At 38.5% G+C, this 22,597-nt stretch carries 18 protein-coding genes; 2 read left to right on the top strand and 16 right to left on the bottom strand.

Going from position 1 to position 22,597, the window contains the following annotated elements; translation table 11 throughout:
- Positions 1-16: 16 nt before the first annotated feature.
- The 10 genes from fliS to AA0X71_RS02640 form a co-directional block, all read right to left on the bottom strand.
- Positions 17-445, bottom strand: coding sequence for a flagellar export chaperone FliS (fliS, locus tag AA0X71_RS02685; protein WP_413358900.1), 429 nt, complete (start codon positions 443-445; stop codon positions 17-19).
- Positions 446-503: 58 nt separating this feature from the next.
- Positions 504-803 carry an EscU/YscU/HrcU family type III secretion system export apparatus switch protein gene (locus AA0X71_RS02680; protein WP_413362447.1) on the bottom strand — a complete coding sequence of 100 codons (300 nt, stop codon included), beginning with the start codon at positions 801-803 and terminating at the stop codon, positions 504-506.
- Positions 803-4,165 carry a hypothetical protein gene (locus AA0X71_RS02675; RefSeq protein WP_413358897.1) on the bottom strand — a complete coding sequence of 1,121 codons (3,363 nt, stop codon included), beginning with the start codon at positions 4,163-4,165 and terminating at the stop codon, positions 803-805. The genes AA0X71_RS02680 and AA0X71_RS02675 overlap by 1 nt, the downstream gene beginning before the upstream one ends.
- A gap of 140 nt (positions 4,166-4,305) precedes the next feature.
- Positions 4,306-4,713, bottom strand: a complete 408-nt coding sequence (locus AA0X71_RS02670) for a TIGR03826 family flagellar region protein (RefSeq protein ID WP_413358895.1) — start codon at positions 4,711-4,713, stop codon at positions 4,306-4,308.
- A gap of 137 nt (positions 4,714-4,850) precedes the next feature.
- A complete protein-coding gene (locus AA0X71_RS02665; RefSeq protein ID WP_413358893.1) occupies positions 4,851-5,558 on the bottom strand; it encodes a ComF family protein in 708 nt (235 codons plus the stop codon).
- Positions 5,555-7,051, bottom strand: coding sequence for a DEAD/DEAH box helicase (locus AA0X71_RS02660; protein WP_413358891.1), 1,497 nt, complete (start codon positions 7,049-7,051; stop codon positions 5,555-5,557). The genes AA0X71_RS02665 and AA0X71_RS02660 overlap by 4 nt, the downstream gene beginning before the upstream one ends.
- Before the next feature lie 337 nt (positions 7,052-7,388).
- The gene (locus AA0X71_RS02655) at positions 7,389-8,228 is read right to left on the bottom strand and encodes a DegV family protein (RefSeq protein ID WP_413358889.1); all 840 of its coding nucleotides are present in this window, start codon (positions 8,226-8,228) and stop codon (positions 7,389-7,391) included.
- 275 nt (positions 8,229-8,503) lie between these two features.
- Positions 8,504-8,638, bottom strand: a complete 135-nt coding sequence (sda, locus tag AA0X71_RS02650) for a sporulation histidine kinase inhibitor Sda (RefSeq protein ID WP_413358886.1) — start codon at positions 8,636-8,638, stop codon at positions 8,504-8,506.
- A gap of 168 nt (positions 8,639-8,806) precedes the next feature.
- Positions 8,807-9,493 (bottom strand): response regulator, encoded by a 687-nt coding sequence (locus AA0X71_RS02645; RefSeq protein WP_413358884.1) that lies wholly within the window; start codon positions 9,491-9,493, stop codon positions 8,807-8,809.
- Between the two features lie 30 nt (positions 9,494-9,523).
- Positions 9,524-10,663: a sensor histidine kinase gene (locus AA0X71_RS02640; protein ID WP_413358882.1), complete on the bottom strand. Its 1,140-nt coding sequence runs from the start codon at positions 10,661-10,663 to the stop codon at positions 9,524-9,526.
- 503 nt (positions 10,664-11,166) lie between these two features.
- On the opposite strand from AA0X71_RS02640, the gene AA0X71_RS02635 reads away from it, so the two are divergent.
- Positions 11,167-11,799, top strand: a complete 633-nt coding sequence (locus tag AA0X71_RS02635) for a YigZ family protein (RefSeq protein ID WP_413358879.1) — start codon at positions 11,167-11,169, stop codon at positions 11,797-11,799.
- Between the two features lie 261 nt (positions 11,800-12,060).
- The gene (locus AA0X71_RS02630) at positions 12,061-13,116 is read left to right on the top strand and encodes an LCP family protein (protein WP_413358876.1); all 1,056 of its coding nucleotides are present in this window, start codon (positions 12,061-12,063) and stop codon (positions 13,114-13,116) included.
- Between the two features lie 193 nt (positions 13,117-13,309).
- Here the strand turns inward: AA0X71_RS02630 and AA0X71_RS02625 are convergent, their stop codons facing one another.
- The 6 genes from AA0X71_RS02625 to AA0X71_RS02600 form a co-directional block, all read right to left on the bottom strand.
- Positions 13,310-14,071, bottom strand: a complete 762-nt coding sequence (locus AA0X71_RS02625; protein WP_413358874.1) for a transposase — start codon at positions 14,069-14,071, stop codon at positions 13,310-13,312.
- Between the two features lie 39 nt (positions 14,072-14,110).
- Positions 14,111-15,619 carry a YifB family Mg chelatase-like AAA ATPase gene (locus AA0X71_RS02620; RefSeq protein ID WP_413358872.1) on the bottom strand — a complete coding sequence of 503 codons (1,509 nt, stop codon included), beginning with the start codon at positions 15,617-15,619 and terminating at the stop codon, positions 14,111-14,113.
- A 349-nt stretch (positions 15,620-15,968) separates the two neighbouring features.
- On the bottom strand, positions 15,969-18,377 hold the full coding sequence (locus AA0X71_RS02615) for a SpoIID/LytB domain-containing protein (RefSeq protein WP_413358869.1): 2,409 nt from the start codon (positions 18,375-18,377) through the stop codon (positions 15,969-15,971).
- 260 nt (positions 18,378-18,637) lie between these two features.
- Complete coding sequence (locus AA0X71_RS02610) at positions 18,638-19,888, bottom strand: glycosyltransferase family 2 protein (protein WP_413358866.1); 1,251 nt, start codon at positions 19,886-19,888, stop codon at positions 18,638-18,640.
- A 39-nt stretch (positions 19,889-19,927) separates the two neighbouring features.
- Positions 19,928-20,086 (bottom strand): hypothetical protein, encoded by a 159-nt coding sequence (locus AA0X71_RS02605; RefSeq protein ID WP_413358864.1) that lies wholly within the window; start codon positions 20,084-20,086, stop codon positions 19,928-19,930.
- A 76-nt stretch (positions 20,087-20,162) separates the two neighbouring features.
- Entirely contained in the window at positions 20,163-22,568 is a 2,406-nt protein-coding gene (locus tag AA0X71_RS02600) for an LTA synthase family protein (protein WP_413358860.1), read from the bottom strand.
- Positions 22,569-22,597 lie beyond the last annotated feature (29 nt).

The following is a 22,597-nucleotide window of genomic DNA, read 5'->3' as shown; positions in this document are numbered from 1 at the left end:
TTTATGCACCTCTTATTTAATATTCTTCAGTAAATATACTTTTTTCATATGCAGAAGCTTTTTTACGAATGGCCGCTCCTGGATCCACTGCTTTGTTTTTCATAGCCTGATTCCAAGCAGCTGAGATTTCTTCTAGTGAACTAAGAACTTCTTCAATGATTTTGATATCTTTATTTAAATTAGCTTCAACAATTTTATCAGCCATATAGTTATAAAGTACATCTAATTGGTCAGCGATAATGCCAGCCTCATAGTTAATTCCTGCACCTAATCGTTGCAGAATATCATTAGCGTTTTGGAGCTTTTTATTTGCTAATACAAAGTCTTTATTTTGAATATCAATGATTGCATTTTCTAAGTTTGTCATACACGCTTCGTATAGAAGTGCCGTTATTTCCTGTGGTGATTTTTGGTGAATTGCTGACTCTGTAAAGATTTCAGTCACCTGTAGTACACCTCCAATTAGTTATCTATCTTATTTATCGGAAAAAGTCGAAAAGTGTTTAATAGTTTTTCTCCATTTCCTCTATTAAAAGTAAAATTTCTGCCATAACCGAATATAATTGTGGCGGAACATTGTCCCCTAAGTCCATATCTAACAAATTCGCTACTAATGTTGAATCCTCTTGCATATGAACATTGTTCTTTTTTGCTAATTCAATAATCTGCTGAGCAACTTGACCTTTCCCTTGGGCAACCACTGTTGGAGCCTTACTTGAGCCCTCATCATATTTAATGACAGCAGCAGAAGGGCCATTTTTCTCTTTCCGTCTTTTTTGATTGTAAAAAGTGGACGTTACCATCATATTTTGAAATCCATTCCCTTCTCAGTAAAAATAGGCTTTTGTGGTTTTGGATCCATCGTTTGATTGATTTGATTTTTAGTGTCAATAGGTGTCATTCTCGTAAAATGTAGAGAATTGACGTTATAACCAATTTCATTGAGTTTATCCTTAGCCATCTGCGCTAATGGCTCCATTTTATCTTTAAAACCAGGTTTATCATTTTTAATGGTGATGCTTAAATTCCGTTCGGTTGCTGAAAGCATGATTCCTACATCCCCAAGCCTCTTCGTTTCAATAAGGAAATAAAGATTGCAATTCTCCCAATCGACCTGTTGACCCTCATTTTTTGAGTTCACAAAGACCTGTAAATTTTCCGGCTTACCGCCAAGCAGCATCGGAAGATTAATTAGCATGCTCTGCAACGTTCCTGGTGAGTCCGCCTTGCTTAATAACTGCTGGCCTGTCAAGTTATTAAGTGCTTGTTCCACATGCTGGGAAACTTTAGGGTTGGCATCATCTTGTTGCAACTTCATCAGAATCGCCTTCAGATTCGTTTGTTGCTCTTGCTGTGTGTGCTCTCCATTTTTGAACACAAGGGAATTCGCTAGATCACTATCATGGTTTAGCCCGAGAGAACGAACCATTTCAAACATTTGCCTACCGGATGCCTCTTGCAGGGAAAATCCTCTAGCACCAGCTTCTAGTACTGCATTCCGATTATCCATGGCAAGGCTCTCTTTCCCAACAAAGTGCATGATCTTTTGCTCGGAAGGCTTGAAATTCAATTTATCAATCAACTCTTTGACCTGCCCAACAATTTTTGATGCTTCAGTGAAATTCCCTTTTGCTAAAAGTTTTTTCGCTTCAGCTAATTGTGAGCTCGCTTGTAAAAGCTGTCTCTCCGTCTTCATATCAGTAAATAACATTAAATCGCTTTTTAAAATGGCATTATCTAGCTTGCTAATAGCAGTCTCAAGCATTTTGCTCGCCTGTGGCTGGGCACTTCCCTTTAAAGTATCAATGGTACGTTGAACACTATCTAAGTTTCTTGTAATTTCTCTTTTTAGCTCACGAAATTCATGGGTCGCCTCAGCGAGTTTCTGTGTGACTCTCGTTACCAATATTTCCTTAGACTGAATTTGCATAGATTGAAGAAGCTCGTCAACATCATATTGGTTATTCATCCCTTGAGTAGGATCCACCTTCGGTTCAGACATTGAAAGAGATTGCTGAATATTATTTAATTCATTTGCAACATGCTGACGTGAAGCAATTTCTCTTCCTCTATCATTTAATTGTTGAGCACGTTCTAACGTTTCCTCAATTTTAGTTACATTTCGAACATCGATATTCGGATTACTAGAAACTTCTTTTCTGATTAAAGTTAGCGCCTTCTCTACATCAGGTTCATTATTGAACTGCTTTATCGCCTGCTGGATCGTTTCACTTGGTAGCTTAGGCATTTGTACTAGTTTGGTACTTTCCGTACTGTTTTTGAGCTCAGTTTGATTGATTAATTTATTTACCTGGTCCCCAGAATCATTCAATTGAGGTAGAGACTTTAATGCCGTTGCTTCTAACTGTTGCAAGAGCTTATTCAGTCGTTCGCGTCCTGCCTCATTCAGTTGATCTGCTTGTTTGAGAGCTGTTTCTATATTTTTTGCGCTATCAGGATCAATGCTTTTATGACCTAGCACTTGTTCTTGAACCATCTTTTTAACATCTTGACCAGTTTGAAGCTGGAGCTGAATTTGCTTAATCGTTTCCTTAAGCTCAATCTCTTGAGATGCAACAGGTTGAGGAGCTAAAGTAGCTTTTGAATTAAGCATTTGTGGCGGCGTCGATGCAACCCGCCGAGAATCAGATTGAACTGCTTCCTTTGAATCCTGTCTTATAGTGGCTTCATTTCGTCTTAATTCTAATTGTTCCGTCTCGGATTCTGCCTTGGTAAGAGCCTGAACGATTCGCTCTTTCCCTGCTGCTTCCTGACCTAACTTCTGAAGCTGGGTTGCTTCTTGCACCGCTCTTTCTATCTTTTGTACAACTTCTCGGTCAATTTTTGAATTCTGTAAAACTTGATCTCGGACTTGATCAATGGCACGTTGCAGGCTAGGCTCCTGTCGAACTGTATCTTTTACTTGTTTTAATACCTCTGAAGCCTTCGCATCAACCAATTCATTTTCCACACTTGCTAGAGCAGAGCTAAGGACTTCCTTACCTGTTGTAATACGACCTTGCTGCATTAACGCAGTAGATTCTGTTAATGCCTTTACAACTTTACCTGCAACATCTGATGGAAGATTTTTATTGTTTAACAAGTCGGATTGAACTTTTTCAATAGACTTTTGGAGATTAGGATTGGAAATCACCTGATTTTTCAGATCTCTAACTATTTCATTGAGACTATTACTATTAATAGATCGGATTTGCTCTAGCTTTTCAATAACAACCGCTTTTTGTGCAACAATTTGTGTTTCAGATCGATTTAATGTTTGAGCAAGTCTCTCCTTGCCGATAGATTGAAGCTTTTCCGCATCAGCAATTACTTTTTTTATCTCATTCATGATATCTCGATCAACTTTTGAATTAGTTGAGAGCGTATCTTTTACAGTTTGAATCACCTTTTGTGGGTCTGCTTCCTTCTCTAATATGGATTGAATTTGACTAACCATTTCTCTCACTGCTGTTTGATTGTATATGTTTCTGTTAGAAAGAGAGGTTTGAGATACATTTCCTTCTGTCCTTGCTTTTATCAACCCTTCTCGCACACTTGAAACATTCCCTTGTTCCGTTCTTGCAGTAGTATCAAGGCTTAGTTCCTTTGCAAGATTTGTTAATACTTTATTTAAAGGCTCTCCGTGAAGTGCTTCATGAACAGAACGGAGATGTGTCTGTGTAACTTCTAATCCCTTATTAACAAGAGCCTTGACTGCATCACTTTTTGTTTCTAAAGTACCTCGCCCTTTTTCAAAAAAGGACTTCAGTTCAGAAACAACTTCTTTCGATAATGGATATCCCTTATCAAGTAATAATCTTGCTGTCTCTCTTAATTCAGGAGCATCTTTTGAAGTTAATCCTACTTTTTGTAAAACCGCAGAGGGTTCAGTGGATTTTGAGTTTGCCAATTTAGCATCCTCGTTGCGAATCTCTTTTACGGTCATTTTATCTTCTTGATAATTCTTTACTTGAACCGTTGCCCGCTCTCCATCTGGTACCTTACCTTCAAATTCAGAGACAAATTCCTTCCCTCTTATTTGAAGAATAGCTTCTTTATCTGAAATTCGTTGTTTTATTTGAGCAGAGTAAATTTCATCTTTCTTAACATCAAATGAAATGTCCATACTTGCTGTACTTGTCAGTCCTTGATTGGTGATTTGCATATATGACACTCCCCGTACAAACTTCTATCCCTAATATCGGCTAAGTTGCAAACATATTAATTGGAATGTTTTGTTTAAACTACTATTTTTCGGGATGTACTTCTAGATTAGAAAAAAACCGCATGCATCAGCATACGGTTTTACTTCGTGAAGTATGTTCTATGTGTGTCTTGTCTCTCTATTTCCTTCTTGCGTTCTTCTTCCTTCGTATGCATCTCAAGTTCTTTTTTCAGCGTATCAGCACATGGGTTGCAAAGCTTTCCCTTTTGAATAATCTTGCCACATTTATCACATGGATAGCCAAGATTCGGAAATTGCGCCACCTTTAACCGACCGGTTTTCACGAATTTTAAAATGAGTTCTTCCTCTACTCCTGTCGCCTCTTCTACTTGTTGCATCGTTGCAGTTCGATTCTCCCGTTTACGGATAAACTGATAAACCGTTTCATACGCTACTTCTTCTTCCTTCCAGCAATCCGGGCAAATATCACGAAATTTATTTTTTACAAAGATAGCATCGCATTTTGGACAGTTTGATAATTGATCCATTTTTCTAGCTCCCCCTAAAGAAAACTTCTCTTAAAAACATTATAGCGTGAAGGGGTAAGGATGAATATGAAAATTTTGAGACAAATGATGGTAGAAGCACTGTGCTAGCTTTATGCTAGCGTATTTCTAGCACTATGCTAGCCACGTGCAATCGTTAAAGCCGATATACTTTTCGCCCCCTCTTTCTTTAGAATCTTTGCCGCATGCCGTAAAGTGGAACCCGTTGTGTAAATGTCATCGACTAATAGGATATTTTTATTTTTAAGCTCTGAAGCATCCAGTATTTGAAAAATTTGTGGAAGATGAATCCTATCACTACGGGATTTCTTTGATTGTTTTTCACTATGGGTTCTCTGAAGGAGCTGCGTAGGATGATAGCCAGCCTCTTGAATTAAGGCTTCTGATTGATTAAAACCACGTTCAAATTGTCTTTCCGCACTTAACGGAATCGGAACAACATAATCAAAAGATATTTTTTGCAGATAAGTTTGAAGCTTTTTCGAAAACACTTTTGCCAAGATATAATCACCACGGAATTTGTACTGACTAATCAACTCTTTTAAGAAATCGTTGTATAAATAGATGGACAGATTGGATTGCAAATAGCCCTTCCACTCCTCTTCTTCTTCCCAGCGGACACAATCAGAGCACCGTTTTCCGATCACGTATTGGGGGTCCAACTTTTCTAGGGGACGACTGCAAATTTCACATCGTTCTCCCGATATTTCTTCGAGTTGATCCTGACATGTCGAACAAAGAGCTGTTTCTTCTCTTTGTGTGAAAAAAGTGGACCAACTAATATGCTCGATCATTTCTTCATGACAAAAAAGACAGTATTCACTCAAGTGTCAATCAACCCTTTCTTCAACGCTTCCCTATTCATTGATTGAATCTGTTTCCGTGCCTGGTTCATCGCTTCTGTCCGGCCATAATGGAAAAAAGTAATATCGCCCGTTGGATATTGAGCGCTCCTCCCTACTCTACCAGCAATTTGAACGAGTGCACTTTCGGTGAAAATTTGTTCCTCTGAACCGAGAATGGCCACATCTAGATTCGGAAAGGTCACACCTCTTTCTAAAATGGTCGTCGTGACGAGAATCGGAATTTCTTTTTCACGCATTGATTGAACCTTCGCTTTTCGCTCTGGATCTTCAGCATGGACGGCTTCTATACGAGGATCAAGTTGGCGGAGAATGGATAAGATCTTTGGGATTAAATCGATTCTGGGGATGAAAAAGAGCGCCTGTTTTTCTGTGCTAAGTCGTTGTTTAAGCCACTTCATCACATTTGGCGGAAGCTTGTCATTCTTTAAAGCCTTGTCCCAATTTCCACACCACTCAAATTTCGGAACAGGAAGTGGATGACGATGATAGCGTGCTGGAATGGTAACATAATTTCTTTTTCCAAGGCGACAATCTTTTTGCCATTGGGTGTTCGGGGTGGCGCTTAAGTAGATCATCGAGGATTTCGGTTTCCGGGCGTTTTGGACAGCATATTGCAATGTTTCATCCATTGAATATGGGAATGCATCGACTTCATCAACAATAATCGTGTCAAAAGCTTGATAGAAGCGGAAAAGTTGGTGGGTCGTGGAGATAGTGAGAGGCGAGGATTTGTGCCGGTCTTCTGAGCCACCATATAGTGAAGCAACATCTATTGCTGGGAAGACCGCTTGAAGACGGGGAGCTAATTCAAGAACGACGTCGGTTCTCGGCGTTGCAATACAAACTCGCTTTTGTTGAGATAAGGCAGAGTGGATTCCCTCGAAGAGCACCTCGGTTTTTCCAGCTCCACATACCGCCCAGACTAGGGTATCTTCGTTTGAGGAAATCGCTTTAACGACTTCGTCTGAAGCCTGCTGTTGTCCAGGCGAAAGTTTGCCGTTCCACTCTAGTTTTGCTGCTGTGGGAATCTCTATGCCTTCTGCATCGATCCAACTATAAAGAGGCGTACATGTGCTCACTCTGCCCATCATGATGCATTTTCGACAATAGGTGCATCGTTCCTGACATCTTGAACATGGAAAAGTAGCAAACCAGTATGGATCGTTATTTCCACATCTTTGACATTTGGGACGATTCTTCGTGTGGGTAATCCCTTTACGAAGAGTGATATAGCCATTTTCATAATGTAGTTGGATTTCTTCTAATGGGTATGGGATTTCATCGAGTAGTAGTTGTTTTCCAATTAGGTGAATTCTGATTTCGGGATTGAAGTGAAACTGGGGATTGCGTGGAGGTTGTGGAATTTCATGGAGCTCTGCGATTGTTTGCGTAAGTTGTGGAGCATCGAGCAATCGGTCTGGTACGAGCATTTCATTTTTAATAGCAAATCTCATTTTGACACCTCTTTTTGGGGATTTGGTTGATTTCCGGAATTATCGTGTGAAGTTACGGAATTATGGAGAAAGTTACGGAATTAATTGATTTTTTACGGAATTCCGACCGTTTTTTCCGGAATTCATGTGTTGGCACACTATGGAAATCACTCTAGCATAGCGAAATTCCGCCCGTTTTATCCGGAATTCAAGTGTGAGTGAGGAAAAAACGAAGCTAGCGTAGGGCCGGGATTCGGTTTTCTCCCTACCACTCAATGGAATCAGTAGAATTTCACTTGCTTTTCATCAAAAAACGCCACTCAACCATATGCTGAATGACGTTTGATTACACTTACGGTTATTTTTTCACCCAGCCGAGACCCATGGAGCCTTCGCCGAGGTGCGTGCCGATTACTGGTCCGAAGTAACTTAGCATAAATTCAACATTTGGAAACTTGGCCTCAAGTTCAGCTTTCCATTCGGTTGCTTCGTCTTCACGTTTGGCGTGGATGATAACAGCTTTGTAAGCATCGCCGCTTTTGACATCTTCCTCAAGTAGGTCGACGATTCGCTTCATTGCTTTTTTACGAGTACGAATCTTTTCAAACGGGACGATGAGCTTGTTTTCAAAGTGAAGGAGTGGCTTGACTTGTAATAAGCTGCCAATGATCGCTTGGGCACTAGAAAGGCGTCCACCACGTTGTAAATGGCTAAGATCATCGACCATGAAATACGCACGGACGGATTCTTTCATTTCCATGAGCCGTGCGAGGATTTCCTCGTGTCCCTTGCCAGCGTTCGCCATTTCTGCTGCTTCAATTGCGTAAAAACCTTGTACCATACAACTGATTTCAGAATCAAAAGCATGGACATCAATTCCTTCGACCATTCCTCCTGCTGAGACTGCTCCTTGGAATGTACCGCTAATTCCACTTGAAAGGTGGATACTAATAACGGAGTCATACTCTTTGGCTAGCTTCTCAAATAGGGTAACAAATTCTCCGATTGCAGGTTGGGAGGTGGTTGGGAGGTCTTTCGTCTTCACTTCTTCGTAGAAATCATCCGCTTGAATTTCAATTTCTTCTTTATAGGTTTCGTTGCCGAAATTAACACTCAAGGGAATCATATGGATATTTAGCTTATCGCGCAATTCCTTCGGGATGTACGCTGTACTATCCGTGACAACTGCCGTTTTCATAAATGGGATACCATCCTTATTCATTTTGTACTAGGCTTTTTCGTATAGATTGTTATTTTCTAGCGCAAAAAATTGTTGTCCCATCAACTGTAATTCCAGTTAAAAGATAAAAAAGATAAGTGCTATATAAGAGATTAACCGGATGGTAATTACTAGGTGAATGATGAGGCAAAACAACTATTGGGAAAAGAGCCTGCTACTTACTATATGTTTTGTATCCATTTTATATGAAAACGCACGAAATTGCATTAATTAAGTGAAAAGATGATTCCAAGTTAACTTGCTTGTATCCCTCTGTTTCTCAATTCCATATTTAATAGGTCAATAAAATCCTGTTCTAAATTTTTCTCGATCGCTTTGTATAAAGCCACCTTTAATTGATTATCTGAAAGTATCTTTAAAGAAGTCACATCTATATCCTCCTTTAGACTTATGTCTTATATCCTATTATTACCTTTTTAAAATGGAAATGTAAATAATTCGAGAAACGATTTAACAATTTGTTCATGAATTCTCGATTGATTGCATTAAAAAAAACGCCAACATTTCGGCGCTTCATTAAAAAATTATCGATTAAACTATCTTACCTCAACCCAGCCATTCTTAATTGCTTCTACAACAGCTTGAGTTCGGTCATTTACATTCATTTTTTGAAGGATATTACTTACGTGGTTTTTAACGGTTTTTTCACTAATAAATAGTGCTTCACCGATTCCACGGTTACTTTTCCCATCAGCTAGAAGTTGAAGAACTTCACATTCACGACGAGTTAAGAGGTGTAGTGGGCGACGAATTTCAACTTGCTGATGGTAGCCACCACCAGAGCCTGCTACTTCTACTGCTAATCTACGATATTCTTTTACTAGATTGTGAGTTACCTTTGGATGAAGATAGGAACCACCATCTGCCACTACCTTCACTGCCTCAATAAGAGCGTCTGCATCCATTTCCTTTAATAGATAGCCCGTTGCACCTGTTTTTAAGGCATGCTGTACATAGCTTTCATCATCATGAATCGATAAGATGATGATCTTCGTTGATGGGTATTTTTCAATTAATTGACGTGTTGCTTCAACCCCATTTACATTTGGCATATTAATATCCATGATGACAACGTCAGGTTGATGCTTTTCTACTAAATTGATTGCTTCTGCACCGTCATCTCCCTCAGCCACAACCTCAAACGTTTTTTCAAAATCAAGAATCCTCTTTACGCCTTCTCTAAATAATTGATGGTCATCAATAATGATAATCTTCGTGGTCATGCGTTTCGCCTCCCCAATATTTTCTCTCTCTTATTTTATTAATGGAACTTGAATGAGAACGACTGTACCTGTCCCAATCTTTGAATTGATCGAGATTTTTCCTTCCAAGAGCTCTACTCTTTCTCTCATCCCAATAATACCAAAGGACTCTGGTTTTCTCTCATCTACATCAAAGCCTTGTCCATTATCTTTAATTAAAACAGTTATAAATTCTTTTCCAGTTTCGAGTTTTACTTTAATTTCACTTGCATCAGCATGCTTTAAAGCATTTTGCACGGACTCCTGAACAAGACGAAAAAGGGCAACCTCGTATTTTGTGGGGAGCCGTTTTTCTTGCCCAACATTTATATAAGTTATTTTTGTTGTATTATGATATTCTTCGATGGTTTGTAAATATTTTTTGAGGGTCGGTGCCAACCCCAAATCGTCAAGAGCCATTGGACGCAAGTCGTATATAATACGACGAACCTCATATAAAGCATTTCTGACCATTTTCTTAAGGTTTTTGACTTCAGTCAATGCTTCATCGGCACCGTATTCTTTATAGACTCTTTCGATTAGGTCCGAACGCATCATAACATTTGCCATCATTTGCGCTGGGCCATCATGGATTTCACGAGAAAGACGCTTGCGTTCCTCTTCCTGAGCCTCGATAATCTTCAATCCAAAGTCCTGCTTTAGCTTCGCATCTTGGAGAGCCTCTCCAACTTGCTTCAAATCACTCATCAAATAATTCATGACAACAGTTATTTGAGAAACAAGATGTTCTGCTCTTTCAATTGTCCGTGTAAGACCGATAAGTCTCCGTTCAATATCATCTCTTCGTTCACGAAGCTGCTTCTCCGATTGGCGATTCAACGTGAGATCCATTTGAATTTGATGAGCCTTCTCATATGCTTCTCTTACTTGAACTTCGGTGTAGTCTTTGAAATGCATGCTTACTTCTGAAAGATGCTTTCTAGCAGCACGCGATTTAATTTCTAACGAATCGCCCTCTTCAATGATTTGGCCAACCATTCTTCGCACATCTCTTAATTCCTCGACTAAGGAATCATAGTCACCTCGACACTGTTCACCTATGCGAAAAATCTCATCCTTACTATCTCCAACGGTTTCCACCATTTTGTCCAAAATCAAATCAAGAGTTTTTGTATCGAATTTTTTTATCATAAACTAATTCCTCCAAGTGAAGCAAAAACCCTTTACATTTTGAAAAATTTTTAATAATACTCAATCGGTCATTATAAAAATTGATCATTTTACAATATTTTACCTTGAATTAGTAAAAGATACTATCTTTCTAACTTGAAAATGTTCAAAAACTGTCAAAAAATCGTTATAAAGAAGGAGAATAATTTATTATATATGTGACTTTTCACCTATAGTTTTAGAACGAACTGAGTACATAAAATGCATCGGCAAACATTTAGGGACGAATTTATTATTTCAAGATATCTTTTCGCGTGTTTCATTATATCATGACAAAAAGTCAGCACTGTTAAAGTTTCTTTACAAAGTGATGTTAATTTGAAACAAAGCCTTTTGTCGAATTATAATGGAGTTGTCGAATTTTTTAGCATCAACCACAATTATGATTACTTACCATAATCTTAAATTCAACTAAAAGTGTGCCCTAATACAAAATTGATTAAACTAAGAAAAGGAGTGATCTCATGCTCCCAAGCTATTTGACTGTTAAGGGATACGGGGAAAATGAAATTATTATCGAGAAATCTCGATTTATCGCACATGTTTCAAGAGCAGAAACAGAGCAAGAAGCCCAGGAATTTATTCAGACGATTAAAAAGCAGCACTGGAACGCGACTCATAATTGCTCTGCTTATTTAATAGGAGAACATGACCAAATTCAAAAAGCTAATGATGATGGAGAACCAAGCGGCACAGCTGGAGTCCCCATTCTTGAGGTATTGAAAAAGCGGCACCTGAAGGATACCGTCGTCGTGGTCACCCGTTATTTTGGTGGAATCAAGCTTGGAGCTGGCGGCCTCATTCGTGCATACGGAAAAGCGACATCAGAAGGGATTAATGCAACAGGGATCGTTGAACGAAAACTGATGAAGGTCATGCATACAAATGTCGATTACACTTGGCTAGGTAAGATTGAAAATGAACTGAGATCGTCCATTTATACAGTGAAAGAAATTCATTATTTAGATGTTGTCGAAATCGAAACTTATGTCGAAGAGAGTCAAACCTATACATTCAAGGAATGGATGATTGAGATGACGAATGGGCAGTGTGAGGTTCGGGATGGTGACGTTTTGTATTTGGAGGAAGATGTATAAACAGAGAAGTTTTGGCTATAAATCCTGATGCACAAATAGTTCTTACCATCATATGGGTCTTTAGCTATAAGTATCTATTTTACTAATCACGCAAAAAATAGTAAAATAGAACAGTATTTGTTTATGTTTTTTTAAATATGAATGAAGATGGATGAAAAAGCAGACACTATGCTACATTATAATATTACAGTAAAATTATTGAGCATTTATTAATTTCAAGTAAATTCTTTTAAAGTCAAATTTGATAAAGGATGACGATGAATGTCTAATTCTAGACAATATATAAGGCAAAGCAAAAGCAAGATGAGAAGAAGAAGAATGTTCACTTTGATTTTATTACCTATTCTATTATTAGGTTTTGGTCTAACTTCTTATGGAATATTTCTATATAATAAGGCCGAATCAGTGATGGGTGACTCTTACAAGCCTTTAGACAGAGATACGAGTAGAGTTGCGGCAGCCGATACAAAGGTCGAGAACACTTCAATCCTCATCATTGGTGTAGATGATAGTGCTACGCGAGGATTTAGTAATTCTTCACGTTCAGATGCTCTCATGGTTGCTACGTTTAACGAAAAAGCAAAATCTATTAAACTTTTAAGCATTCCAAGAGATTCATATGTTTATGTACCAAAGCTTGGTTATAAAGATAAAATCACTCATGCCCATGCATATGGTGGACCTGCCACAACGATCGAAACAGTAGAAGGATTACTCGATATTCCAATTGATTTTTATGTGAAGGTTAACTTTAATGCTTTTATTGACATTGTTGATGCGCTTGGCGGCATTGAGGTTGAAGTTCCTTATACATTCTCTGAACAAAATTCTAAAGATGAGGCAAACGCCATTACTTTAGAAGAAGGACTTCAACAATTAGATGGGGAAGAAGCTCTTGCCTTAGCACGTACTCGAAAGCTAGATAGTGATATTGAACGCGGAAAGAGACAGCAAGAAATTCTTAAATCAATTATAAGCAAGTCTATTTCTGCAAGTTCATTTACTAAATACGCTAATGTCATTGAAGCAGTCGGAGCGAACATGGAAACTGATTTATCATTTAATCAAATGAAATCCTTCTTTAATTACGCTACAGCAGGCACTTCATTAGACATTGAAAACCTTAATCTTAAAGGTCAAGACTTATGGCTCCCAAATAGTAATGGTAACCGTATTTATTACTACGAAATTGATGAGCCAAATCTTATCGAAATAAAATCAACATTAAAGGCCCATTTAGAGCTTGGAACCTCAAGCTACGGCCAAACCGACGACGATGACGACAACGTTCTAACAGAACAAGCCTACGGCGAATAACGGGACGAGGGGACAGGTACCTCGTCCCTTTTTTTGTGCTTGTGAGTCATGGGTGGGTCATGGGGATAGGTCCCGCGTCCCAATCATTTTTTGGGATATTGGTTATATGGCCGGTTCTCCCCATTGATTCCCCCTCTCTTTGAGAAACAAGGGACCTGTCCCCGCGTGTCTCCCCGCGTGTCTCCCCGCGTGTCTATTTCCCTAAGCGTTGGATTACGCTGCTTGAGATGCCGGTGATTCTTGAAATTTGTCTGATTGATACTCCTTCGATTTCTTTCAGTTGAATAATGATTACATCCCTCTTCTTTTTATCCATATGTTTTATACTATTGCTCGTTATTCCTAATGAATGAAGATATTCTTTCACTTCTTGGTCCGTTTTTCTATTGTCCACCGTTATATCCAAACATTGGTCATCATTGCTTAGTTGCATGAATTTTACAAAATCGTCGACCGCTATTTTTTGCTCTGAAGAAAAGAAATTAAGAGCGAAGTCAGTTTTGACGATTAATGGTACATCCAAATACTCTTTAAAGCTTGTCCATTCACAATCGAAAACATGTTGAGATAAGCCTGCTTTCATCGGGTTTTGATGAATATATCGAAGTACTGTTAGAAAGTACGTACTCGTTTCGACATTCTCACTTTTAAAACGTTCTTGGAAGAGATGACCACAACGTTTGTATTTCTTGTTGTACCAGTATACATAGCTTGAACTAATTCGTTTAATCGCATTTGAAATCGGTTCTTCAAATTCTTTTATAAGCAGATGAATATGATTATCCATTAAACAATAGCCGTAAATTTCGTAACGACAGATAGTTTTATATCTCACAAGCGTTTCCAACAACCTTATTTTATCCTCATCGTCCTCAAAAATAGTTTGGCGATTCACGCCTCGCATAATAATATGATAAATCCCTGTAGCACTCTTTGTTCTTGCTAATCTCGGCATTTTCTAATCACCTTTTTAAAAAATAATCTTTTTTATATCCTAAAACATTGATATCCCGTCTCTTTTTAGTTCAATTGCTTTCCAAATTGATTCATCTGAGATAAGATCTTCCCCTCTTAAGTCGGCAATAGTTCTCGCAATTCGAATAACTTTGACTTGGACTCTATTACTCCAATGCTGTTCTAGCGATATCTGATTTATATCTCTTAACTGTTTTTCTGTAAGCGGGCTTGTTTCGCATAATATTTCGAATGGGACGTTTGCATTATAGAGGGGTTGTTGATAACGATTGAATTGTTTTTCCTGAGCTTTTTCAACACGAAGACGAATTTGTGAGGAAGTTTCTCTACTTTCTTGCTCGCTAAGTAAATTAACGGGCTTAAGCGACAATAGGATATCAATTCGATCAAAAATAGGACCAGATATGCGGTTACGATATGCTATTATCTGTTTCTCATTGCAAGTGCAATAATGGGTGGTAGAACCTAAATAGCCGCATGGGCATGGATTCATAGTGGCGATAAGTGTAAAAGAAGCAGGATAAGTGACGGTAGAGTGAACCCGACTAATTGTAACCTGCGCTGAATCAAGTGGTTGCCTCAACATATCTAACGTTTTTTTCGTAAATTCAGCCATTTCGTCTAAAAATAATACACCATGGTGGGCCAATGATATTTCTCCTGGCTTTGGATAAGAACCTCCACCAATAATCGATATGGAAGATGCAGAATGATGAGGATTTCTGAAAGGCGCAATATGGGGAGAGATCAGCTTTTCTCGTGCAAGTTGATATAAGCTCATTACTTCAAGTTGTTCTGCCTTGTTCAGTGGAGGTAGAATCGATGGGAATGATTCTGCCAGAAAACTTTTGCCACAACCAGGGGGACCCACCATAAGCACATTATGTCTTCCTGCTGCCGCAATTTCAAGTGACTGCTTAGATTTCTCATGGCCAACAATATGGATAAAATCTCGATGGAATTCGTGGAAGGACTCTTCTTCACGCTTCTCTTTTGACACATGTGGTTGAATTCTTTTCTCTCCATTTAAATCGTCAATAACATTTTTAATATGATGGACTACCTTGCATTCGATTTCCTCAAGCATATCCAGAGGGATAAGTGGATCGTAAGGAATATAAGCTTTCTTTATACCTAATTGTTTTGCTGCAAGTAATGCTGGCAGCATACCTTCAACTTTTTCAATGGAACCATCCAAAGATAAAGCGCCTAGAAAGCAAGCATTTAATGGAATCTTCTCCTTAATTCCACCAATTTCTTTTAACACCCCTACGGCAAGAGCTAAATCAAATAATGGTCCATTCTTCCTTTGTTCAGATGGTGACATATTTACAACTATTTTTTTATCCGCCATGAAATGACCTAAGGACCTTATGCTCGAAAGAACTCGTTCCTTTGCTTCCTTTACAGATGCATCTGGAAGACCGACAATGACCATCGCTCCTACCCCTAAGGTTGCTTGTACCTCAACCTGAACACAATACCCCTTAAGGCCTTTCAATCCAACACTTAAAACCTTAACAGTCAAAACTGATTACCTCCTTTAATCATTAAAATTGTTTTTGGGAAACTCCTATTCAACGAAAGAAAATGGAATAAATAAGAAAGGTGTAAAACAGAGAAGAGAGAAGATAGATGAAGAGAAGATAGTAAACTAACATATACAATATTCAACAAAACTTTCCAAATTCCTGCTTATTAGGTAGATTAGCGGGGGTGGGTGGGTCGCGGGGACAGGTACCCTGTCCCCGCGATCCCGCACATAACGAAAAACGATGACTAAACATAAATTAATGGAACAAGGTGCCTGTCCCTTCGTTCCTTCCTTCGTTCCTTCTTCGTTTCAGCGCAAAAAAAGGGACGAGGTGCCTGTCCCACTAGTTCATGTAAATCCATTTTGGTCCGACCCAGGTGTTGATTTCGTACCAGTCTGTGTTTCCGAGTTTACTAATCGCTTTGACTGATTGTGGCGATAGTGTACTGAATGGCTTGATGCTGAGGTCAGGACTATTATATATATCCGTACGTGACTTTAAGGTCAATGTGATGTTTACTGACTGTTTAGGGCCTGCGACTTGAATCCATTTTGGTCCTAACCAAGTATTAATTTGATACCAACCTGTGTTTGGTATTTCAGCAATGACATTTACAGATTGCGGTGAAATGGTACTAACTACTTTTTCAGATGTAGTCGGGTTATTATAAAGGTTTGTTCTAACTACAACACTCATTTTCTTTGATACAGCAACACTGTAACGGGCAGGCTTGATCCATTTATCACCAATCCACGTTTTAATTTTGAACCAATCTCCGTTCTGTTCGATAACAGTCACCATTTGCGGTGACACTGATGAACTTGGTGTTTGGTTTGTAGAAGGTGAAGAATAGAGATTTGTTTTATCTAATATCGTAATCTTCGAAACGTCAGTAGTACTAGAAGTATCTTCTGGAGTAGCCACTTCTTGGACAGTAATCCATTTTACTCCTAACCAAGTATCAATTTGATACCACTGGCCAACTTGGGAAGTAGCATAGACAGTTTGCGGTGATAAATACTGGGTTGATTTCCCCTCACCATTTGGTCCATCATAAAGATACGTTTTCGATTCTGTTAACGTAACTTTAATTTTATCTCCCTCATCAACAGGCTTTTCAGCAATTTGAAAACTATTTACATATTGAGCACTATTTCCATTTTTATCCTTGGTAACTATAGTAAACGTATATGTCCCTGCAGATAAGGAATTCGCATCCCAAGTAAATTGGACATTTCCTCTCGCCTGAACTTTATTAGATAAAATACTCTTTTGCGGATTACTTAAAGTTACATTTGTAGTTGATTCTTCATCTAAAGCATAACTGAACGTTACGACACCTTTATCGTCCACAGTCGATTGCAGATTCGAAACTGTTGGACCAAGGACATCATCTATCGTTGTACCAGGATAGTAAAAGTTAAGGATTTCTTTAACCGTTTTACCTTCCTTCGACATTTGGTAAGCACCAAATTGGCTCATCCCAATCCCGTGGCCCCAACCTCCACCATTAACAGTGTACTTCGTGCCATCATCCTGAACACTTTTAATATATGGGCCTTTCATAAAGGTTGAACCAATCATTGTTCTAAATATATAAGCTCTTGTATCAATCGTTTTAGAATGTACTTTAATCGAACCATTTTCCATAACAAAAGAATTAGTAGCCGTATCTCTCAAAAGATATTCAACCTTCATATGTCCATTAATGGTTAAGTTCGATGGAACATTTGTATCAAAAGATAATTCTGGAAAACCTACGATTTTAACCTCATATTTTTTATCAATATGACCATTTGCTTGTAGCCAATTTTTCATATTATTTAAAATAGTTGTATCCGCACTGTTTTCCTTTTTAGTAGTCCACCAAGCAGCTGGATTATTAAGATCCACTGTACTTAAGTCCATTTGCGTCTTATTGATTGAGAATTTCCAATCAATATTAGCATTTCCCAAAGCTGCACTTTTTGCATCATATGGATCATCTTTCACTTGCAAATAAGGTACTCGATTCCATGATGCATCGCCCCATGAATTCACTTTTGATAAAATTTTCCCACCGTTACTTGAAGAATAAAGTGCATTTGCACCGATTACTTGACCATTGTATTTTAAAACTAAGCCTTGAGTCTCCTCGATAGCCCGATTTGTATTCTCATACCAATAATAACCTGTATATACTTGGTCTGTTTGCCCATCATCAATTGGACTAACTCCTTGTGCATACGTTCTAGCTGCAATAGCCTGCGCTTTTAATGCCTCCATCCCACCAGAACTTCCCCAGGAAGGACTCATTTCTTGTGAAACTACACCCTTCAAATAATCCTCAACTGGAAGTGTGTTATATGGTCTAACGTATTTACTTCCCTCAACCTCAAACCGCATTGTTCCTAAATATTGTCGCCCATTAAGAATAATGACATTCTGTGTATTATAAACTTCAGGTTCTACTGTAAAACTTGAACCGTAATTTTTTTGTTTTAAACCATTTTTATATAAAACCAATTGACCTGATTCAACTTTAATTTGATAAGAACCATTCAATGTAAGTCCATCATTAGCCACTTTATAATTTCCAGTTATTGAAGCTGTAACAGTGCTCACATTACCTAAATATGCTGACAATTTAACATTTATCAGGGAATTTGTAGATGCTGCTGCCGCTACAGAAACATTTGATACAAAAAGAAAAAGTGACAAAAGTAAATTAATAACCAAAATACTAGGAATAACCTTTTTTAGGTTTTTCAATTATTTTGTCCCCTCTCCTATAATATGAAACTCACAAACTTGTTTCATTATAGGATGATAGAGACAACTATTCAATCCAAATACCAGTAAATTGGTAATGCAACATTATCCAATAAACCAAAAGGAACGTGGGGACAGGTACACTGTCCCCACGTTCCTTTTAGTTTTTCACCGTATAGATTAGATTGGTACAACGAACCTGTCCCCGTGACCCTGCCCGCCTGAAACAGGGACGATGAACCTGTCCCTGTGACCCGAGGTTATTTCGGTTTTTGCAGGTCGGTGATGTTGATGGCTCGGGTGTGTTCGGTACGTTTCCATGTTTTGTTGCCTTTTGTGATTAGGGCCCAGACGAATAGTGGGATGTAAGTGTAGTTAAAGATAGCCAGACTAATGATAGCAAAGACTCTTTTTAGAGGCTTTCCTACATCGATCGTGAGTGTGTAACCTACATACCATAATTGATACACTAAGAATCCTGCCCAGATATACCAAGGAATAATACTGTCAAACCAAACAACGTCGGCAAATCCTGCTAATATGGCCATTAATGCTGCTAATGAGGTTAAAACAATTCTCCCCGGATTAATAAGATACATTAAACCATCAAATGCTAAGAAATCACCTTTTGAGATCATTCTCCAAATTAGCTGCGGAGTATATTTAAAGCACACGTCCCAGTGACCTCTTGCCCAGCGCAAACGTTGAATACACGATGCCCAAAAATCTTTAGGCTTTTCATCATAGATTCGGGCATGATGACTCCACTTTGCCGGAACACCTTTGAGCAGACATTGAATTTGGAATTCCAAATCCTCTGTTAAGGAGCGGGCAGTCCACCCAATCTCTTCCATCAACTTTGTCTCAACACAAAATCCGGTACCACCAATGGCGTTTCCTAAACCAATTCGTGATTTCGCTAACTGCCATGAACGGTTCATATAATAATAACTGGATGCATAAGACAAGGTAACCCAGTTATCATCAGGATTTTTAGTATCTAAATAAGCTTGAATTAATCGATGTCCGACCATCAAATGATTATTCATTTCCTTTAAAAAATTTCTTGAGACAAGATTATCAGCATCGAGAATGACTAAGCCATCATATTTTTTCGTTAAATCATCGCCAATCTCATCTAATGCATACTTAATCGCATACGGTTTCCCTTTCAATTCTCCTGGTTTACTCGAATGCTCTAACACAATAGCTCCTTCACTGCGACTGATTTCTGCCGTTTTATCATTTGAATTATCCGATATCACTAAAACATCATATAGTTCCTTCGGATAATCCAAAAGATTAAGGTTTTGAAGTAGTTGCCTAATAACATTCTCTTCATTGTGAGCTGGAATCATCAAAACAAACCGTTTTTGAGGTGCAAATTCCTTCATCCGTTTCGCTTTACCAAAGCCAAAGAAACCGATAATGATCCAATAAAACATGAAGAAAACTAAGAAGAACTGTAAACCGTAAAAGAAAGTGCGAGCTATCTGAAAAAACGTCTCCACTTTTTTTCCTCCTGTCAGAATAAATTGAAGTCCAATATCTTAAGTCGGAATAGATAAGCCCAACTCATGACCAGCGCCTCGAATCATATCAAAACACGCCAACATGAAATGGAATCGATGTTTAATAATCCCTAGTGTACAAAACAATCCCATTAAGAGATAGACAAATACTGTTAAGCTTTTGTAAATCATTTTCATGATTAGTCCTTCTCCTCATTGTTAACAATACAAGCTATTTTATTCGCTTTCTGAAAATTTGATAAGATATTTACCATTATTTGGCTAACTTCAACATAAACGAATTCTCATCAAAAAACCGCCTTATTTCTGCTTCACTGACATTCTTGCCCCAACCACTTTCATCATCGCCAATCGTTAGATAAAGGTAACCATTTGCGTAAATATCACTTAAATGACGTTCATCAAACTCATCAGCGTTTCGATCCGTAAAAACAAATCCGTCATTTTCAACAAAATACAGTTGTTCATCAAGCTCTAGATTAACCCTGACAATCTTATAGCCTGACTTTGAATCAAATAGCTCCCACGGAAGACTACCATCTAATCTCCGTGATGACCATTGCACCACATTCCCATTAGATTCCTGACTAGTTAGCTCCTCAATATTCGCATATTCTAATACATTCGACTCCTTGATCACCTTCTCTCGGCTATCAATCACCTTAACAACAAGTTCAATCGGCTTCTCCTCGGCTAATTCCTCTTTCGAAACGATAAAAGTTGCCTTACTTCCATGAAGTGTCTGCAAGCTTACCTCATTACCATTCACATAAAGAGAAGACATCCAGCCAAATCCTTCTCCAGTCAAGTGGACGATGTACTTGTTTGCATACTCCTCTACAAACGCTGTTTCAAGCTTCAACGGATATCCGACTGAATAATCTTCCTTAGTCTCAGGCTGACCCACCAGCTGATAAAAATATTGCTCTCCATGCATAATGTCATATTGCAGCAATTGAAAATCATCATACATCGGACTCTCTTGATTTTCAGAAAGTTGGGAAGCTTCCTTATAAAATCTATACAGATAATTCATATAAGGATCCTCTATCCCTAACTCGTTTAAAACATAGGCTCCTAACATATTCGCATCTAGCTCTATCTGTCCATCCAACTCTGAATAATTGCTCCAAATGAGCAGAGGCGTCTTTTTCCCATCTTCTCCATAAATATTGAAGCCAAGCTCCTCATACACTTCATTCCCTAAAGCCGGAAGATGATCCCCATAAAACACGAGCAAGGTCGGCTCTTGGAAATCTTTCAAATAGCGAACTAATTCCATTAGACTTTCATCCACACTGTTCATTAAATTCAAATACGTCTCCACGATTTGTTTTGATGGATCGCTCATCTCTTGTTGAACTTTTATATCATTTTTAGTAAGTGTCATATCCGTATAGGGTCCATGTCCCTGCATTGTGACAAAGTGGATAAAATCCTGCTCAGGCGTTCGATTTAACTCCTCAATAATTAATTCATTGACGACTTTATCTGAAGCAAATAGTCCTTCTTCTTCTGGCTTCTTTTCCAACCCTTCGAACGAAATAAACCGATCAAAACCAAGATGTTGATACACTTCATTTCTGCGATAGAACCAAGAATGATAAGTATGCATCGCCGTCGTCGAATAATTCTGCTCAGAAAATATCGTCGCTAATGAACGAATCGGACGATGAATATAGCTATTATAAGGATTGTAAGGAGTTGAATAATCCTTTAAAAAGCGACGACTCAATCCAGTCAATACCTCATACTCTGAGTTCGCCGTGCCACCACCAATACCCGGAACCTCTATCCGTCCAGATCCATTCTCTTCACTAAGCTTTTGAAAATGAGGGAGTGGCTCTTCGTTTAATGAAAGGTCCAAAGTCTCTCCTGCATCCCAAAAAGCCTCACTCATGATAAAGATGACATTCGGCTTTTCCTTTTGCCCAGTAGACACATTTCCTTCAGTGTTCACCATTCGATTGTAAATCTCTACAATCTGATCACGATTGTAGTTCATCGGCTCAGGAATTTTTAAAAACTTTGAATCAATCAGAGTTGCTAACATAAACCCATTTTCATTGTGATTCCAACTTACATCTGCAGGTATGCCGATCTTCATTTTCGAAAGGACATCAATATTTTCCATATTTGCGAAAATCAATAGCCCTAAGCAAATGGCTGCAACGGAAAAGCGCAACGAATTGGAAATCTCCAAGCGCACAAACAGAAAAGCCAAAATAGTCGCTATAACGAGCACCATTCCTACGATTAGAATGGGCACATAATAACTAAAATCGAGGACCTGAACAATATTGGTTGCTTCCCCTATAAGGCGAAAGTCGAGGATCGTTAACGGTTCCCCTCTTAAATCTATTTTTGCGAAGCTAATTTGTGCTAGAAGGGCAAAGATGAAAAACATGACGCTCGCTAAAATAAAGAACACCCTTGTTCTCGTAAAAACTAAAAGGACATTCACAAAAGAAAACGCTAACAAATAGTTATACAGCGACTCTCTAGGATTAACGACAATCCACCTAAGTCCCTCCCTCAATCCGCCTCTATGCAAAATCTCCACACTAATAAAAATAACCAGCGGGAGTAACAGCATGACTAAAATAAATTTCTTATTGGGTAAGGTCCATGTTCTCTCTGCCATAGTCTTTTTTCTCACCATCATTCTCCACTCTCATATCAACATAT

Origin of the sequence: Robertmurraya phoenicis, assembly GCF_047302285.1 — a bacterium.
GTDB lineage: Bacteria > Bacillota > Bacilli > Bacillales > Cytobacillaceae > Robertmurraya.
The sequence above is the reverse complement of the archived record's forward strand: the minus strand, read 5'-3'. Positions and strand labels throughout refer to the sequence as shown.

What these genes read in the sequence shown, in the direction of transcription:
- AA0X71_RS02635 (WP_413358879.1), top strand. Translation starts at nt 11,167, where the DNA reads ATGCTCCCAAGCTATTTGACTGTTAAGGGATACGGGGAAAATGAAATT.
- AA0X71_RS02625 (WP_413358874.1), bottom strand. Translation starts at nt 14,071, where the DNA reads ATGCCGAGATTAGCAAGAACAAAGAGTGCTACAGGGATTTATCATATT.
- AA0X71_RS02605 (WP_413358864.1), bottom strand. Translation starts at nt 20,086, where the DNA reads ATGAAAATGATTTACAAAAGCTTAACAGTATTTGTCTATCTCTTAATG.
- AA0X71_RS02675 (WP_413358897.1), bottom strand. Translation starts at nt 4,165, where the DNA reads ATGCAAATCACCAATCAAGGACTGACAAGTACAGCAAGTATGGACATT.
- AA0X71_RS02640 (WP_413358882.1), bottom strand. Translation starts at nt 10,663, where the DNA reads ATGATAAAAAAATTCGATACAAAAACTCTTGATTTGATTTTGGACAAA.
- AA0X71_RS02655 (WP_413358889.1), bottom strand. Translation starts at nt 8,228, where the DNA reads ATGAAAACGGCAGTTGTCACGGATAGTACAGCGTACATCCCGAAGGAA.
- AA0X71_RS02660 (WP_413358891.1), bottom strand. Translation starts at nt 7,051, where the DNA reads ATGAGATTTGCTATTAAAAATGAAATGCTCGTACCAGACCGATTGCTC.
- AA0X71_RS02630 (WP_413358876.1), top strand. Translation starts at nt 12,061, where the DNA reads ATGTCTAATTCTAGACAATATATAAGGCAAAGCAAAAGCAAGATGAGA.
- AA0X71_RS02645 (WP_413358884.1), bottom strand. Translation starts at nt 9,493, where the DNA reads ATGACCACGAAGATTATCATTATTGATGACCATCAATTATTTAGAGAA.
- AA0X71_RS02680 (WP_413362447.1), bottom strand. Translation starts at nt 803, where the DNA reads ATGGTAACGTCCACTTTTTACAATCAAAAAAGACGGAAAGAGAAAAAT.
- AA0X71_RS02670 (WP_413358895.1), bottom strand. Translation starts at nt 4,713, where the DNA reads ATGGATCAATTATCAAACTGTCCAAAATGCGATGCTATCTTTGTAAAA.